The organism is Streptomyces sp. NBC_00083 (genome assembly GCF_026343295.1).
Lineage (GTDB): Bacteria > Actinomycetota > Actinomycetes > Streptomycetales > Streptomycetaceae > Streptomyces.
In genome coordinates, this window is the sequence record NZ_JAPELY010000001.1 from 1,950,769 (window position 1) to 1,965,566 (window position 14,798).

Genomic DNA, 14,798 nt, shown 5'->3' on the forward strand with positions numbered 1-14,798 from the left:
GGCCCGGGGGAGCGCAGCACCCCGAACAGCTTCACCGCCGCGACCGCCGCGATCACCGACAGGCTCGCGACCTCCGCGATGCCCACGCCGGCCAGGCCGAGCGGGCCCAGCAGCACCGGCGTCGAGCCCAGCACCAGCACGCACAACGCGCCCTGGAGCAGGGCGAGTCCGGCCGTCCGGCTCTGTGCGCGGAGCACCGCGAAGTACAGCTCGATCACCACCCGCAGCAGCGCGGCCGCCACCAGCCAGCGCAGCAGCGCCGTGGCATGGCGGGCGTACCCCGCGCCGAACACCTGGAGGACGTACGGCGCGCAGACGAACAGGAAGGCGCAGATCGGCAGCACGATGGTGACCATCCGGACCAGCGCGGCCCGCGCGTTGCGCCCCAGCCGCCCGGGGTCGTGCGCGCCCTCGACGGTCAGCGATGCGCCCATGTTGATGGCGAGCAGCTCCACGGTGCCGCCGATGGTCGCGGTGATGTAGAAGTACGCGTTGTCGGCCGAGCTGATCTGCGAGGCCACGATCACCGGCACCAGATAGACCACGGCCAGCGCGAAGAGCGACCCCGTGCAGTCCCCGGCGAGGAACCGCCCCATCTGCCGGTAGCCCGGGGGACGGGCGGTGTGCGCGGTCAGCTCCACATGGCGCGGGACCAGCCGCCGGAACACCAGCCACCCCAGCGGCAGCACCGACACCGTGATCGCCGCGACCCACGACACGAACACCCCGCTGGTCGGCAGGGACGCCGCGATCGCCACCAGGAGCAGCAGCTTCACCGCGGAGAACGCGGTGTTGCCGACCGGCACCCAGAACGCGCTGCGCAGCCCCGTGAGCACCCCGTCCTGCAGGGTGAGGAGCGACCAGGCGACCACCGCCCCGATGAACCCGAGCCCGTTGAGGGGCCCGTGCAGAAAGCGGTACGAGGGCCCCCAGAAGTCCAGCGTCTCCACGAAGACCAGCGCGGCCACCGCGACCGCGCACGCGCTCACCGCGTACGTGCGAAGGACGAGACGGCCGGTGGCGGCGCCCGAGACCGGGATGAACCGGGCCATCGCCCCGGTCAGGGTGAGCGCGGTCAGCCCCGCGAGGAACTTCATGGCGGCGATCGCCGCCGAGCCCTGGCCGACCGCGTCGTCGGTGTAGTACCGGGCGGCGACCAGCCAGAACCCGAGGCCGAGCACCGCGCTGATCCCGGTGTTGAGCATCAGGGCGTAGGCGTTGCGGAAGAGGGGGGCGCCCCGGCGCTCGGCGGGGGCCCCTGCGGCGGTGCCGCCCCGGGCGGTGCTCACGTCACTCACGGGTTCCGCTCACCTTCTGGCTCCGGCCTTCTCGTTCCGGTGGTTCGCGTCGCGGACGTCGGTCAGGGGCCGCCGAGTCCGCGCCCGGCCCGGCGGGCGCCGCGGACCAGGGCGTAGCCCTTCGTCAGGACGCGGTCACCGATGAAGGTGCGCGCGATGTCGCGGTCGGTGCCGACGACGAGCCGCTCGAACTCGTCGAGGCCGGTCTCCCGCCGGACCGTCACCCGCTCCAGCGCGTAGGGACCCTGGCGGCGCCGGGCGAGCGCGTTGCCCACGGCGAGCGCCTGGCCGAACCCGGCCGACCGCACGGTGCGCCGCACCCGACGGGTGGAGTAGCCGTACGGGTAGGCGAAGGAGGACGGCGGGCGGCCCAGCTGCTCGGTGAGGATCTCCCTGCACCGCACCGTCTCGGACCAGAGCCGCTCGTCGGGGAGCTGGTCCAGCTGCGGGTGGCTGTGGCTGTGCCCGCCGATCTCGGCCCCGGCCGCGGCGAGCCGGCGCACCTGGTCCCAGTCGAGCATGGTGTCCAGGGCGCCGCCCTCGTCATGGGCGCCCCGCAGCCAGCCCGTCGTGACGAAGAGCGTGGAGGCGAAGCCGTACCGGGCGAGGACCGGCAGGGCGTGGCGGTGCACCCCCTCGTAACCGTCGTCGAAGGTGATCAGGACGGGCCGGCGCGGCAGTGCGCCCGCGGTGCGCCAGGCGTGCGCCAGCTGGGCGGTGGTGACCGGGGTGCGGCCGAGTTCGGCGAGCAGCTCCATCTGGTCCGCGAAGGCATCCGGCGCGACGGAGAGCCCGTACGCGGCCCGCGCGGGGGAGTGCGCCACGGCGTGGTACATGAGGATGGGCACCGGCCCGTTCCGCGTGCTCGTCATGGCGTCCCGCCGTCCTGGGCCGGTCTCGGCCGCCACGTCCGCTCGATGGGGGTGACGGCGAAGGCCGTCCCGCCCCTGCGGGCCCGCAGCGTGCCGAGCACGTAGCCGCCGGCCGCCGCCGCGACGCCGGTCACGATCGCGCCCGCGCGCCCCGCGCCGCCGGCCCGGCCGAGCACCGCGTCCCGTACGCCGCGTGCCACGCCGGCCGGAAGGACCCGGCTGGTGTAGCGCCGCTCCGACTCAAGTCCCTTGCCGGATCCCACACTTCGGGCGACCAGCGCCTTGGAGAGCCCCTCCGCGTACGCCCTGGTTCGGAAGTATCCGAAGCGTTCGCGGGCCTCGGGCACCCGGTGGTGGATCACGGCGCGGTCGTCGATGAGCAGCACGGCGCCGGGCAGCGCCCTGCTCAGACGGATGCACAGCTCGGTCTCCTCGCAGCCGAGCGGGCGCTTGTCGCCGTCGCGGCCGATGCCGGTGGCGAAGCCGCCCGCCGCCTCGAACGCCGCGGTGCGGAAGGACGCGTTGCCACCCAGCACGTTGCGCACCGCGACGCGGCCCGGCGGAAGTCCGCGGTAGGTGCAGCCGACGACCCAGTCGAACTCCTCGGGGAACCAGGCGGGCCGGCGTCCCGAGGCCCAGGCCGGCATCGTGCGCCCGCCGACCGCCATCACCCGCGGGTCGTCGTACCCCTCGGCGAAGCGGCGCAGCCAGTCGCGCTCGGCCACCGCGTCGTCGTCGAGGAACGCCACGAACTCGCCCCGGGCCACGGCGATCGCGGTGTTGCGGCCCGCCGAGAGGCCGCGGGGCCCCGCGTTGGCGAGCACCCGTACCTCTTCCGAGGCCGTGAGCGCCTCGTACTCCCGGGCGAGCCGGTCGCGGAGGCGCTCGTTGTGGTCCACCACGAGGAGGGTCTCCCGGGCGGGCAGGGACTGCGCGCGCACCGAGGAGACCGCCGCGAGGATGTCCTCCCAGCGGTCCTCGGTGTACACGCAGATCACCACGGAGAATTGACGCTCCGTCAAGTCACCTCTCCTCGCCGTGCGTTGAGGAAGACGGCCTGGGTGCGCCGGTGTGCGCGGGGCACGGCCTTCTCCTTGAGGATCACCTTGAGCACGCGGATGCCGTCGTGCACGGCGCTGAGGTTGGAGACGCCGTGGATCCGGTTGTACTCGTAACTCGGCACCTCCTGGACGCGCAGCCCCGCCTTGACGATCCGGATGTTGATCAGGGTCTCGATCTCGAACCCGGAGCAGTCGAGCACGATCGTGTCCAGGCAGCGCTTCCAGAAGGCGTTGTAGCCGTAGCAGAGGTCGGTGTAGCGGGCGCCGAACTTGCGGTTGACGATGCCGCACAGCACCGCGTTGCCGAGCTTGCGGATCGGTGTCATGTCGTCGGTGCCGCCGCCGTTGGCGAAGCGGGAGCCCTTGGCGAAGTCCGCGCCGCCGACCAGGGCCGAGACGTAGCTGACGATCTCCTCGCCGTCGGCCGAGCCGTCCGCGTCGACCATGACGATGATGTCCCCGGTGCAGGCGGCGAAGCCGCTGATCAGGGCGTCTCCCTTGCCCTTGCCGACCTGCTTGACGACCTTGACGTCCGGCCACAGCTCGCGGGCGACGCGCACCGTGTCGTCGGTGGAATTGCCGTCGACCAGGACGACTTCGTGGATCCAATGGGGAAGTGTCCTGAAGACATGAGGAAGATTCTCGGCCTCATTCATCGCCGGGATCACGACGCTCACGGGCGGCGCAATGGCGAGATTCGCCGAAACCGGTCGGTAGGCACTGGATATTCGGCTGTCACTCGCGACGGCCGGTTCGCGGTCCGGAGATTCCGCGATTAATTGATCTTGGCCCGGGACGGCCGGGCGCACGGAAGGAGTCATGATGATTCTCTGTCCCTCTCGTCCGGTGGACCGCCCGCCCCCGGGCGGTCCGGATCAGTTTCCGGTTACGAAAGGGGGGCTCTCACGCCGATCATGACGGCATGGCACACCGCATTATTCGGGTGAGCTGGCTTGCTGGCCGCGCGGCCCGCGCTCCGGTCCGCGCAAGGCGAAGACCGGCCACGGCACCCCCCTACCGCGCCCCGTTCCGATATCCATCGCGACGCTTGAGCCCTCCCCCAGTGCCGTTTTGCTCGATGGACCGGTGCGGGTGGATGTAGACGGTATTGATGTCTGGGACTGTAGGGCAAGGCCTGAAGCCGAGCCTTACTTTTCTGTGATTTGCGCCGGACTTTCCCGATCGGGTTCCGCGCGATTCACCCCCGTTCCCCGCGGGGTGCCGACCAGGAACCCGTGCAGGAAAAGGAGAAGGCTGATCACGCCCACGGCCGTGACGCCGTTGCGCACCGACCACAGGTGCAGACCCGCCATGCTTTCGGCGGTCAGGAGATCAATGACGACCGCCCCCGACAAGGACGCCGCCGTTCGCGCGAGCGGTTCCAGCCGGCGCAGCAGGAACGCGCCGGCCTCGGCGGGCGCGGCCAGCAGGTAGAAGAGCGCGAGCGGGGCGCGCAGCGCGGAGTCCGGATCGAAGAGGACCAGGACCGCGCCGGTGGCCGAAACGGCGAGCGCCGCTCCCGCGAGGACGGGCAGCAGGTCGGCGCCGAAGGGCGCACTCCCTGCCGATCTGTCACTGATGGTCTGCATTGGCGACGGTTCCCCCCGATGCGCCGGATGCGAGGCTTCAATGTGGCGCAGTCCGGTCGGTCCCGTCAAGACGACGATTGGCGCCCGGTGAACGGAGGTTGACGGACCGTCAGTGGAGTGTGGTGCTCCGGTGAAGGATTACTCGCGAGTTGCTGACGGATCGCCGGATAAGCGCAGATGTCCGCTCGACGTTCTTGGCATGGACACTTCCCGCGACACGTACCGGCTGGTACCACTGCCGTGGCGGAAAACCCGCTACAAGGAGGTTCCATGAAACTGTCCCGAATCGCGGCATATGCATGGGCGCTCGTGCTGGCTGTCGCGCTTTCCCTCACCGGGGCCGGCGTGGCGGCCGCGGCAACCCAGGCGGCCGGATCCCACTACGTGGCCCTCGGCGACTCGTACTCATCCGGTGTCGGCTCCGGGAGTTACGACAGTTCGAGCGGCAGCTGCAAGCGCTCCACCAAGGCCTACCCGGCCCTGTGGGCGGCGGCGCATTCACCCGCCTCGTTCAACTTCACCGCTTGCTCGGGCGCTCGTACGGGTGATGTGACGGCGAGCCAGCTCGGCCCGCTCAGCTCCACCACGGACCTCGTCTCGATCACCATCGGAGGCAACGACGCCGGCTTCTCGGACGTCATGACCAACTGCGTCCTGTACTCGGAGTCCACCTGTCTCGGCAAGGTGGCGGCGGCCCGCGCCTACGTCGACTCGACCCTGCCGGGCCTGCTCGACTCGGTCTACTCGGCGATCAGATCCAAGGCCCCCAACGCCCACGTCGTCGTCATCGGCTACCCGCACTTCTACAAGATCGGCGGCAGTTGCATCGCCGGTCTCAGTGAGAACTCCCGCTCGGCGATCAACGGGGCCGCCGACGAGCTCAACTCGGTGACCGCCAAGCGCGCCGCCGACCACGGCTTCAGCTTCGGCGACGTCGTGGGGGGCTTCACCAACCACGAGATCTGCTCCAGCAGCCCCTGGCTCAACAGCGTCGTGTGGACCAACATCGGCGAGTCCTACCACCCCACCGCGGCCGGCCAGTCGGGCGCGTACCTGCCCGCCTTCACCCGCGCGGCCTGATCCCGCACCCCACCCGGGGCGCGCGGGGTTCCGCGCGCCCCGGACACGCTCAGTCGACGGGCGGGGACGAAGCGCCCGTCGGCGTCGGCGACGAGGAGGGCCCGCCCGTCGGGGTCTCCTCGTCGCACGTCACGGAGTACGCCACCGCGTCGGACGAGCCCTTCGCCGGTGCGCGCACCTCCACATGGACCTCGTTGGAACCGCTGTGCGCCGGCGACTCGGTGTGCGCCACCTGACGGGTACGCGGCCCGTCCGCGGCGAAGGAGAGCGTCTTCCACTCCGGGTCGGACGAGCGGCCGTCCCGGGTGACCCAGCGGTACTCCACCCGCGCCGGTGTGCGCCCCACGGTGAACGCCACGACCATCTCGGGCGCCGACACCACGGGCGCCGGGCACGCGCCCCGGTAACTCCCGCGCACCACCTGGATGGTGAGCTCCACCGACTGGGTGGGCGGCGAGGAGGCGGAGGGACTGCCCGTCACGCCGCTCGCGGAAGGCGAGGGGGTGGGCAGGCCGCTCCTCGCGGTGCTGGGGGCCGCCCCGGGCGCCGAGGAGGAGTGCGGCACCGACGGCGCGGGCGACACCGAAGCCGAACTTCCCTTGACCGCGCCGGAGTTGCCGCGCAGCAGGAGCCAGACCAGCAGGCCCAGCACGAGCAGCAGCACCAGGGCCCCGGCCAGCAGGACCGCCCCGGTGTGCCGCGCTCCCTCACCGTCCCGGTCCGTCGCGCCGGTGGCACCGGCCGGCGGCGGCGCGGAGTGCGGTAGCACCGACGTCGGGGGCAGGGGGCCGGCCGCCCCGGCCACCACCGTTGTCGCCTCGGACCGGCCCGTCGGTGTGCCGCCCGAGGCCACGAGCCGCAACTGGTGCTCGGCCTCCTCGGACGGCAGCCGCTCCGCCGGCTCCTTGCGCAGCAGCCCCTCGATCACCGGCGCCAGGGCCCCGGCCCGCAGGGGCGGCGGCAACGCGTCGTCGACCACCGCCCGCAGCGTCGACAGCGGGGTGTCCTGGCGGAACGGGGAGTGGTCCTCCACCGCCGCGTACAGCAGCACCCCGAGCGACCAGAGGTCCGAGGCGGGACCGGGCGTCCGCCCCAACGCCCTTTCCGGCGCGAGGAATTCGGGCGACCCGACGACCTCGCCCGTCATCGTGAGCGTCTGGCTGCCCGCCACCGTCGCGATGCCGAAGTCGGTCAGGACCACCCGGCCGTCGTTGGCGAGCAGCACGTTCGCGGGCTTCACGTCGCGGTGCACCACCCCGACGTCGTGCGCGGCCCGCAGCGCGGCGAGCACCTCGGCGCCGATGCGCGCGGCGCGCTGCGGGGTCAGCGGTCCCTCGGCATCCAGCACGTCGGACAGGGCGAGTCCGCGCACCAGCTCCATGACGATCCACGGCCGGCCGTCCTCGTTCGCCACGTCGTACACCGTCACCACGTTGCGGTGCGAGATCCGCGCCGCGGCCCAGGCCTCGCGTTCGAGCCGCGCGTACAGCCGCCGCACCTCGGGGGTGTCGAGGCCGGCCGGCGGCGCCCTGACCTCCTTGACGGCGACCTCGCGCTCCAGGACCTCGTCGCGCGCCCGCCACACCTCGCCCATGCCGCCCCGGCCGAGCGGGGAGAGGAGCCGGTAGCGTCCCGCGATCAACCGCCGCTCACTGCCCGGCACTTCGCTCACTGGCGAGCCCCCCATCCCCGGCGGAGAAACCCTTTCACGTTAACCGAGGGCCGCACGGTTGCCGCCCCCTTGAACGGCATTGCACACTCAGTACGAACACGGGCCGCGACGGAGCGTGAAGGGCAGTCGGCGAACTGTCCAACTCGCCCTGGAATCAGATGTATTCGGAGCGTCATCGTCAACCCGCACCCCCTCCAGGTGAATCGCGCCACCGGGATACACGCGTGTGAACCCGGGGCGATAGGGTTACCCTGCCCGGGGCCGGGTGCCCTCGTACGGGTGGGGAGTGACATGGAACAGATAACAGTGCGCAGCAGGGCGCGAGTGCCTGCGATCACCTGCGGAAGCGGCGCGACCAGCTCGCGGCTCGACCGCCACCTCTCGGTGCTCGGCGGTCCGGCCGTCCCGCAGCGCGAGGCGGCCGAGGCGACCTTGCTGATGCGGGAGCTGACCTCGCGTGACATTGCGCACACCCGCAGGAGCAAGACCGCTCGCGTCTCGCTCTTCGCGCCACTGCGGCGGCTGCGCCGCTCGCTCTTCGGCAGCCGCGGCTGAACCCACCCCCGACACCAGGCGCACCGCGTTCAGACGATCACGCCGTCCCGCCGCAACCCGGCCATCTGCCCGTCCGTCATTCCCAGGGCCCGCAGGGTTGCACGGGTGTGCTCGCCGAGCGCGGGAACCGCACCCATCCGAGCCTCCTGACTGCCGCCCAGATTGATGGGCGGCAGCAGCGCCCGCAACGGCCCCACCGATGAATCGACCTCCCGCCAGCGGCCGCGCGCCGCGAGCTGCGGATGCGCGGCGACCTCGGCGACCGTGTTGAGCTTCGCGCACGCGATCCCGGCGGCCTCCAGCCGCTCCACCGCCTCGGCCGCCGTCAGGCCGGCCAGCGCCCCCGCCACGACCTCGTCCGTCCTGGCCCGGTGCGCGACCCGCGCCGCATTGGTCGCGAAGGCCTCGTCCTGCGCCAACTCGACGCGGTCAAGCACCAGTTCGGCGAGGCGCCGCCACTCGCGGTCGTTCTGGACCGAGAGCAGCACCTGTCCGCCGTCGGCCGTGGCATAGGCGTCGTACGGCGCGATCACGGCGTGCGCGAGCCCGGTGCGCGCCGGTTCGGTGCCCCCGTGCATCACATGGTGCAGGGGATGGCCGAGCCACTCGGCGAGCGCCTCCAGCATCGAGATCTCCACCGGCCCGCCGCGCCCCGTGGTGCCACGCCGCACCAGGGCCGCGAGGACGCCCGAGAAGGCGTACATGGCGGCCGCGATGTCGGCGGCCGGGATTCCGGCCTTGACGGGCCGCTCGGGCGTCCCGGTGACCGACACCAGGCCCGCCTCGCACTGCACCAGCATGTCGTAGGCCCGCTTGTGCGCGTACGGGCCCTCGGCGCCGTACCCCGAGATGTCGACCGCCACGAGCCGCGGATGGGCGGCGCACAGGGTGGCCGCGTCCAGGCCGAGCCGGGTGGCCGCGCCCTGTGCCAGGTTCTGCACGAACACATCGGCGTCCGCGACGAGTTGGCGCAGAATGTCCAGCCCGCGCGGGTCCTTGAGGTCGAGGGCCACCGACTCCTTGCCGCGGTTGCACCACACGAAGTGCGAGGCGAGGCCGCGGGCCGCGGTGTCGTAGCCGCGGGCGAAGTCGCCGCCGTCGGTCCGCTCGATCTTGATGACGCGCGCGCCGAGATCGGCGAGCTGCCGCGTCGCGAACGGCGCGGACACGGCCTGTTCGACGGCGACGACGGTGATGCCTTCGAGGGGCAGCGGTTGAGTGCTCATGACAGCCGTACCTATCGCGCGGGGGCGGCTCCTGTCACCCCGTGGCCATCGGTCGGAGCGGCCGGAACACCCGGGAAATCTCACGATGTGAGACGTCGGGAGGGTGTGGCCATGAGGTGTCATGGCCACTGACCGCCAGCCCGGAGCGTTGATCACCCCCTGCCCGGCCGACACCATGGGGGCGTACCTCGCATCCGCACACCGCCCACACGTTCGGGGGAACATCATGGAGAAGGCACTGCGCGTACGGATATGCACCGCCGCCGCAACCCTGGCGCTGGCCGCGGGAGTCGTCGCCGCCGGCCACGCCGTCGCCGCCCCGCCGTCGTCGCCCACCGCGCAGCACGCGGTGGCCGACGGGCCGTCCGCCGCAGTGGTCATCGGCGGGGACGACAACGGGTGGTGGTAGCCGCTCCCGACGCGGCACCGGACGTCAACGTCGGCCTCGTCGGCTTCGGCGTGGCGGGCCGTCAGCACGCCGAGGCCCTGGCCGGCGCGAGCGGCTTCCGGGTCGCCGCCGTGGTCGAGGCCAACGCGGGCCTGACGACCGGCGCGCTGCGGCGGCTCCCCTCGTGGGAGGTGCTGCTCGCCGATCCGGGCATCAACCTGGTGGGCCTCTGCCTGCCGCCCGGCGGCAGGGCGGACCTCGCCCTGGAGGCACTGAAGGCCGGCAAGGCCGTCCTCCTGGAGGCGCCTCCCGCCCTCTGCGAGCGGGAGGTCGACCTGATGGTGGCCACGGCCGAGCAGGTCGGCAGACCCATCGGCGTCATGCTCCAGCACCGGCACCGGCTGCCCGAAGCCGTCCGCGCTGCCGACTGGTCCGCGCCCTCGGTGACCGCGACGCTCGAAGTGTCCCGCTTCCGGCCGCCGGCCCACTTCCACCGGACCGGCTGGCGCTCGGACCCGACGTCCGCCCTGGGCGGCGCCGCGGCCCACCTCGCCGTGCACTACGTGGACCTCGCCTGCCAACTCCTCGGCGACCCCTCGGGGGTGTGGACCGCCCCGCTGCGCGAAGTGCGCCGGGGCATCGACACCCGCGTCACCGGCGTCGTCGAGTTCGCCAGCGGAGCCACCCTCTCGTTCACCGCGACCTCCGAGGCCGCGGCCTCCTCCGAACGCCTGCGGGTGCTCGGCCCCGACCACAGTCTGGCGGTCGACAACGGAACCGTCAGCGCGCGGATCGGTGACGCCGAGGACGTCTGGCCCACCCTGCGCGGCCCCTCGCTGCGGCGGCTCGTCTACCAGGACATGGCCGAGGCCATGAGGTCGGGAGGCAGGCCGCGCCACAGCGATCTGGACGGCGCGCGCGCGGTGACCCGGATCCTGCGGACCCTGCGCGCGTGAACCCGTACGTGCCCGGCACCCCGAACAGTTCACCCTGCGAGGTTTCGTTGTTCGAGATCGGTCTCATCCACAACCACCCGCTCATCGAGTGGGCCGTCGGCCAAGCCCTCGCGGGGGCACCGGACATGCGCGTCCACGTCCTGGGCGCCGCCGGTACCGGGCCCGACGGGCCGGGCGCGCTCCCCGACCACCTGGACGTCCTGGTCATGGACCGGCCGCCCGGCCGGTCGCCGCTCACCGAAGCCGCCGCCGACCGTGCGGTGTGCGTCCTGCTCATGTCCGCCACCGGCGCCGACGCCGGGCACCCCGGCGTCAGCGGCTGCCTGTCCGAGCGGTCCGACCCGGTGGCCCTGGCCGCCGCCGTCCGGGCCGCGGCCGTCCGCTCACGAGCGGCGGCCGACCGCTCGCGCCGGGCCCGGACACGGCCCGCGCGCCCCGCCGACGACATGACGCTGCTGTCCGCCCGCGAACACCAGGTGCTGCGCCTGCTGGCCCGGGGCCTCACGCACGACCAGACCGCGCGCCGGCTCGGCATCAGCTGTCACACCGTGGACACCTACGTCAAACGGGTGCGCGGCAAACTCGGCGTCGGCACCAAGGCGGAGCTGGTCAGAGCCGCGATGGCGTACGGCTGCGACTGACACCGGCCGGGGCCGTCACGGCGGCCGGGGCCCGCGCCGTCCGGCCGGGGCCCGCCGTCACGCTGCCCCGGCCGCCGAACGCAGCCGCTCCGCGCGGTCGGTGCGCTCCCAGGTGAAGTCGGGGAGCTCACGGCCGAAGTGGCCGTACGCGGCGGTCTGGGCGTAGATCGGCCGCAGCAGGTCCAGGTCCCTGATGAGGGCGGCGGGCCGCAGGTCGAACACCTCCGTCACCGCGTCCTGGATCCGTGCGACGGGCACGCTCTGCGTGCCGAAGGTCTCCACGAACAGACCGACCGGCTCCGCCGCGCCGATCGCGTAGGCGACCTGCACCTCGGCCCGCCGCGCCAGGCCCGCCGCCACGATGTTCTTCGCCACCCAGCGCATCGCGTAGGCGGCCGAACGGTCCACCTTCGAGGGGTCCTTGCCGGAGAACGCGCCGCCGCCGTGCCGGGCCATGCCGCCGTACGTGTCAATGATGATCTTGCGTCCGGTGAGGCCGGCATCGCCCATCGGGCCGCCGATCTCGAAGCGTCCCGTCGGGTTCACGAGCAGCCGGTAGCCCTCGGTGTCGAGGGAGAGCGAGGCCAGCTCGGGCTCCACCACACACGCGTGGATGTCCGGGACGAGCACCGAGTCGAGGTCGACCTCGGGGGCGTGTTGCGCGGACACCACCACGGTGTCGAGGCGGACCGGCCGGTCGCCGTCGTACTCGATCGTCACCTGGGTCTTGCCGTCCGGACGCAGGTAGGGGAGCGTGCCGTCCTTGCGCACGGCGGCAAGGCGCCGGGCCAGCCGGTGCGCCAGCATGATCGGCAGCGGCATCAGCTCCGGCGTCTCGTCGCAGGCGTAGCCGAACATCAACCCCTGGTCGCCCGCGCCCTGTCGGCCCAGATCGTCCACGGCCGCGGCGCCCGGGTCCGCCCCGGCCGCGGTGCGCGACTCGTAGGCGCTGTCGACCCCCTGGGCGATGTCCGACGACTGCGCCCCGATGGACACGGTCACCCCGCAGGAGGCACCGTCGAACCCCTGGAGGGAGCTGTCGTAACCGATCTCCAGGATCCGGTCCCGGACGAGGGAGGCGATCGGCGCGAAGGCGGCGGTCGTCACCTCGCCCGCGACATGCACGAGGCCGGTGGTGACGAGGGTCTCCACGGCGACGCGCGAGGACGGGTCCTCCTTGAGCAGGGCGTCGAGAATGGTGTCGCTGATCTGGTCGGCCACCTTGTCGGGGTGCCCTTCGGTGACGGATTCCGAAGTGAACAGGCGTCTGGACACGGATCTCCTCTGGAGGCGCGGTCGATGGGTCGGCGTACGGGGCGGCCGGCGGCGCCCCGGGTCAGGAGCCGGCGCGGGCGGCGGGCGGCGGGTCGCCCTGCCACACGTCGCCACGGACGAGGAGTTCGCCGGGAACGGCCCGGCGTACCACGAGGTAGACCTCGTCGGCCGGTACGGACAGGAGCGCGCTCAACTCGTCCCGCAGCAACCGGAGCAGCCCCTCCACGGCCTCGCGCGGGTACGTCTCCTTGCAGGTGACGTAGCCGATGGGCGCGTGCGGTCCGGCGGATCCGGGCTGCCACTCGGGGCGGTGCGCCGCGTCGGCGTCGAGCCGCTGCCACAGCAGCCAGCAGTGCTCCGCCGGGATGGACAGCAGTCCGGTGACCGCCTCGGCGAGCCGGGCCAGGGCCGGGCGGCCGGGGCTGGGATCGGGCGACATGAGGGTGATGACGGGCATGGGCGGGAGACCTCTCGGTGACGGATGTCGGGGGAGGGCGGCCGTACTCAGCCGGCGAGCGCGGCCAGGAGCAGCGAGCGGTCGATCTTGCCGTTGGCGGTGACGGGCAGCCGCTCCATCCGCTGGACCACGTCGGGCACGGCGTGCGGAGGCAGTACGCGCCCGAGCGAGCGGCGCACCGCCTCGGGCGGGCCGGGCTCCTCGCCGTCGGCGGTGTAGAAGAGCGCGAGCCGGTCGTAGGTGCCCAGTTCGCCGGGGACCGGCACGGCCGCACAGCCCGCGATGCCGGGCAGCGCGGAGGCGTGCGCCTCGATCTCCTCCGGCTCGATGCGGTGCCCGCGGATCTTGACCTGCCGGTCGGTGCGTCCGGTGAAGTGCAGGACCCCGTCGGCGTCCCGGAACCCGCGGTCCCCGGTCCGGTAGTAGCGCAACTGCCGTCCCTCTACGGGGTGTTCGGGGAAGCGGGCCGCCGTCAGGTCGGGGTCGCCGAGATATCCGTGGGCCAGGCCGGTCCCGGCGAGGCACAGTTCGCCGGCCGTGCCCGGCGCGCAGGCGAAGCCGTCGGGGTCGAGGACATGCACCTCGGTCCCGGGGACCTCGCGCCCGATGGGGACCCCGTACGGCCGCTCGCAGTCCCCGGGTGTGATCGGGTGGACGGTGGCGAAGACACAACTCTCCACCGGGCCGTAGCCGTTGAGCAGCCGTATGTCCGGGTGCCGGGTGAGGAACCGGGCGACGTGCGCGGTGGAGAGCCGCTCGCCGCCGATGAACAGCCGCCGCAGACCCGCGAAGCACTCCACGTCGATCTCGGTGAACAGGTTGAACAGGGAGGCGGTGAGCCAAGCCGTGTCCACCCGGTCGGCGTCGATCAGGCGCCGCAGGGTGTCGGGGAGCAGATAGTCCTCGGGCGCGGTGACGCAGGTGCCGCCGGTGGTGAGCATGCCCCACAGCTCCAGCGAGAACGCGTCCCAGGGCGCGGGGGCCGCCTGCATCATGGCGGTGCCCGGTCCGAAGGCGAGCGGGCCGTCCGGCGCGAAGAGGCGCGTGGTGGCCGCGTGCGGGGACACCACGCCCTTGGGGGCGCCGCTGGTGCCCGAGGTGAAGAAGACGGCGGCGGGAGTGGAGTCCGGCCCGTCGTACGCCGTGAAGGCGCCCGGCCGCCCGGCTGCCCGCCCGCCGGCCGGGGCCGCGCCGGCCGCCGCGTCGAGGGCCGGGGGATGCCACACCGGACCGGCGCCGGGCGGCCGCGGCGCATCGGTCACCAGGACCGGGGCGGCCAGCTGCCGCAGCACCCCCTCGATCCGGGCGCCGGGCCAGCGCGGGTCCAGGGCCGCGTACCCGGCACCGCACTTGAGGACCGCGAGCAGTGACACGTACAGGCCGGCCGAGCGCGGCAGCAGCACCGGCACCAGGGTGCCCGGACCCACCCCCGTACGGGACAACTCTTCGGCCCAGGCGTCGGCGAGGGCGTCGAGGGCCCCGTACGAGAGGCGCGTGGCGCCGTCCACCACCGCGACCGCGTCGGGCGTCAGGCGCGCCTGGCGTTCGACGGCCCGATGAATGAGCCCAATTCCCACGGAACATCCCTCCGATGCGTCGGGATGATTAACCTAGGCCTCCGGGAGGCCCCTCACACCTGTCGCCGTGTCCCCGGTTCTGGGGACAGCGGACGACATTGACGCCCGACCTCCCGGCGGGGAAATTGGTGGAGGCCCGGCGAAGGACGCC

Annotated in this window: 14 protein-coding genes and 1 pseudogene; 5 read left to right on the top strand and 10 right to left on the bottom strand. The window is 72.9% G+C overall.

All coding sequences use genetic code 11. From position 1 onward, the window contains the following. Positions 1–8 precede the first annotated feature (8 nt). The 5 genes and pseudogenes from OOJ98_RS08530 to OOJ98_RS08550 all read right to left on the bottom strand — a co-directional run. Positions 9–1,205: pseudogene (locus OOJ98_RS08530) on the bottom strand (lipopolysaccharide biosynthesis protein); the annotation flags it as partial. Positions 1,206–1,360: 155 nt separating this feature from the next. Continuing rightward, positions 1,361–2,170 (bottom strand): polysaccharide deacetylase family protein, encoded by an 810-nt coding sequence (locus OOJ98_RS08535; RefSeq protein WP_267054015.1) that lies wholly within the window; start codon positions 2,168–2,170, stop codon positions 1,361–1,363. Next, complete coding sequence (locus tag OOJ98_RS08540; RefSeq protein WP_267054016.1) at positions 2,167–3,192, bottom strand: glycosyltransferase family 2 protein; 1,026 nt, start codon at positions 3,190–3,192, stop codon at positions 2,167–2,169. Before OOJ98_RS08540 ends, OOJ98_RS08535 begins: the two co-directional genes overlap by 4 nt. Continuing rightward, the gene (locus tag OOJ98_RS08545) at positions 3,189–4,052 is read right to left on the bottom strand and encodes a glycosyltransferase family 2 protein (protein ID WP_267054017.1); all 864 of its coding nucleotides are present in this window, start codon (positions 4,050–4,052) and stop codon (positions 3,189–3,191) included. Before OOJ98_RS08545 ends, OOJ98_RS08540 begins: the two co-directional genes overlap by 4 nt. A 327-nt stretch (positions 4,053–4,379) precedes the next feature. Then, entirely contained in the window at positions 4,380–4,889 is a 510-nt protein-coding gene (locus tag OOJ98_RS08550; RefSeq protein ID WP_267054018.1) for a hypothetical protein, read from the bottom strand. 201 nt (positions 4,890–5,090) lie between these two features. Here OOJ98_RS08550 and OOJ98_RS08555 point away from each other — a divergent pair, with 201 nt between their 5' ends. Then, complete coding sequence (locus tag OOJ98_RS08555) at positions 5,091–5,900, top strand: SGNH/GDSL hydrolase family protein (protein WP_267054019.1); 810 nt, start codon at positions 5,091–5,093, stop codon at positions 5,898–5,900. A gap of 49 nt (positions 5,901–5,949) precedes the next feature. On the opposite strand, the gene OOJ98_RS08560 is transcribed toward OOJ98_RS08555, so the two are convergent. Further along, the gene (locus OOJ98_RS08560; protein ID WP_267054020.1) at positions 5,950–7,587 is read right to left on the bottom strand and encodes a serine/threonine-protein kinase; all 1,638 of its coding nucleotides are present in this window, start codon (positions 7,585–7,587) and stop codon (positions 5,950–5,952) included. Positions 7,588–7,863: 276 nt separating this feature from the next. On the opposite strand from OOJ98_RS08560, the gene OOJ98_RS08565 reads away from it, so the two are divergent. Further along, complete coding sequence (locus OOJ98_RS08565) at positions 7,864–8,127, top strand: hypothetical protein (protein ID WP_267054021.1); 264 nt, start codon at positions 7,864–7,866, stop codon at positions 8,125–8,127. A 29-nt stretch (positions 8,128–8,156) separates the two neighbouring features. On the opposite strand, the gene OOJ98_RS08570 is transcribed toward OOJ98_RS08565, so the two are convergent. Beyond that, a complete protein-coding gene (locus tag OOJ98_RS08570; RefSeq protein ID WP_267054022.1) occupies positions 8,157–9,353 on the bottom strand; it encodes a CaiB/BaiF CoA-transferase family protein in 1,197 nt (398 codons plus the stop codon). Between the two features lie 226 nt (positions 9,354–9,579). Between OOJ98_RS08570 and OOJ98_RS08575 the strand changes: the two genes are divergently transcribed. The 3 genes from OOJ98_RS08575 to OOJ98_RS08585 are packed head-to-tail and all read left to right on the top strand — an operon-like array spanning position 9,580 to position 11,338. Next, complete coding sequence (locus OOJ98_RS08575; protein ID WP_267054023.1) at positions 9,580–9,762, top strand: hypothetical protein; 183 nt, start codon at positions 9,580–9,582, stop codon at positions 9,760–9,762. Next, positions 9,753–10,697, top strand: a complete 945-nt coding sequence (locus OOJ98_RS08580; RefSeq protein ID WP_267054024.1) for a Gfo/Idh/MocA family protein — start codon at positions 9,753–9,755, stop codon at positions 10,695–10,697. Before OOJ98_RS08575 ends, OOJ98_RS08580 begins: the two co-directional genes overlap by 10 nt. After that, positions 10,694–11,338: a LuxR C-terminal-related transcriptional regulator gene (locus OOJ98_RS08585; protein ID WP_267054025.1), complete on the top strand. Its 645-nt coding sequence runs from the start codon at positions 10,694–10,696 to the stop codon at positions 11,336–11,338. Before OOJ98_RS08580 ends, OOJ98_RS08585 begins: the two co-directional genes overlap by 4 nt. Positions 11,339–11,395: 57 nt before the next feature. Here OOJ98_RS08585 and metK read toward each other — a convergent pair whose 3' ends face one another. The 3 genes from metK to OOJ98_RS08600 form a co-directional block, all read right to left on the bottom strand. After that, entirely contained in the window at positions 11,396–12,613 is a 1,218-nt protein-coding gene (metK, locus tag OOJ98_RS08590) for a methionine adenosyltransferase (RefSeq protein ID WP_267054026.1), read from the bottom strand. Positions 12,614–12,674: 61 nt separating this feature from the next. Further along, positions 12,675–13,070: a hypothetical protein gene (locus OOJ98_RS08595; RefSeq protein ID WP_267054027.1), complete on the bottom strand. Its 396-nt coding sequence runs from the start codon at positions 13,068–13,070 to the stop codon at positions 12,675–12,677. A 47-nt stretch (positions 13,071–13,117) separates the two neighbouring features. Then, on the bottom strand, positions 13,118–14,647 hold the full coding sequence (locus OOJ98_RS08600; protein WP_267054028.1) for an amino acid adenylation domain-containing protein: 1,530 nt from the start codon (positions 14,645–14,647) through the stop codon (positions 13,118–13,120). Positions 14,648–14,798: the final 151 nt, after the last annotated feature.

What these genes read in the sequence shown, in the direction of transcription:
- OOJ98_RS08570 (WP_267054022.1), bottom strand. Translation starts at nt 9,353, where the DNA reads ATGAGCACTCAACCGCTGCCCCTCGAAGGCATCACCGTCGTCGCCGTC.
- OOJ98_RS08575 (WP_267054023.1), top strand. Translation starts at nt 9,580, where the DNA reads ATGGAGAAGGCACTGCGCGTACGGATATGCACCGCCGCCGCAACCCTG.
- OOJ98_RS08555 (WP_267054019.1), top strand. Translation starts at nt 5,091, where the DNA reads ATGAAACTGTCCCGAATCGCGGCATATGCATGGGCGCTCGTGCTGGCT.
- OOJ98_RS08595 (WP_267054027.1), bottom strand. Translation starts at nt 13,070, where the DNA reads ATGCCCGTCATCACCCTCATGTCGCCCGATCCCAGCCCCGGCCGCCCG.
- OOJ98_RS08565 (WP_267054021.1), top strand. Translation starts at nt 7,864, where the DNA reads ATGGAACAGATAACAGTGCGCAGCAGGGCGCGAGTGCCTGCGATCACC.
- OOJ98_RS08535 (WP_267054015.1), bottom strand. Translation starts at nt 2,170, where the DNA reads ATGACGAGCACGCGGAACGGGCCGGTGCCCATCCTCATGTACCACGCC.
- OOJ98_RS08545 (WP_267054017.1), bottom strand. Translation starts at nt 4,052, where the DNA reads ATGACTCCTTCCGTGCGCCCGGCCGTCCCGGGCCAAGATCAATTAATC.
- OOJ98_RS08560 (WP_267054020.1), bottom strand. Translation starts at nt 7,587, where the DNA reads ATGGGGGGCTCGCCAGTGAGCGAAGTGCCGGGCAGTGAGCGGCGGTTG.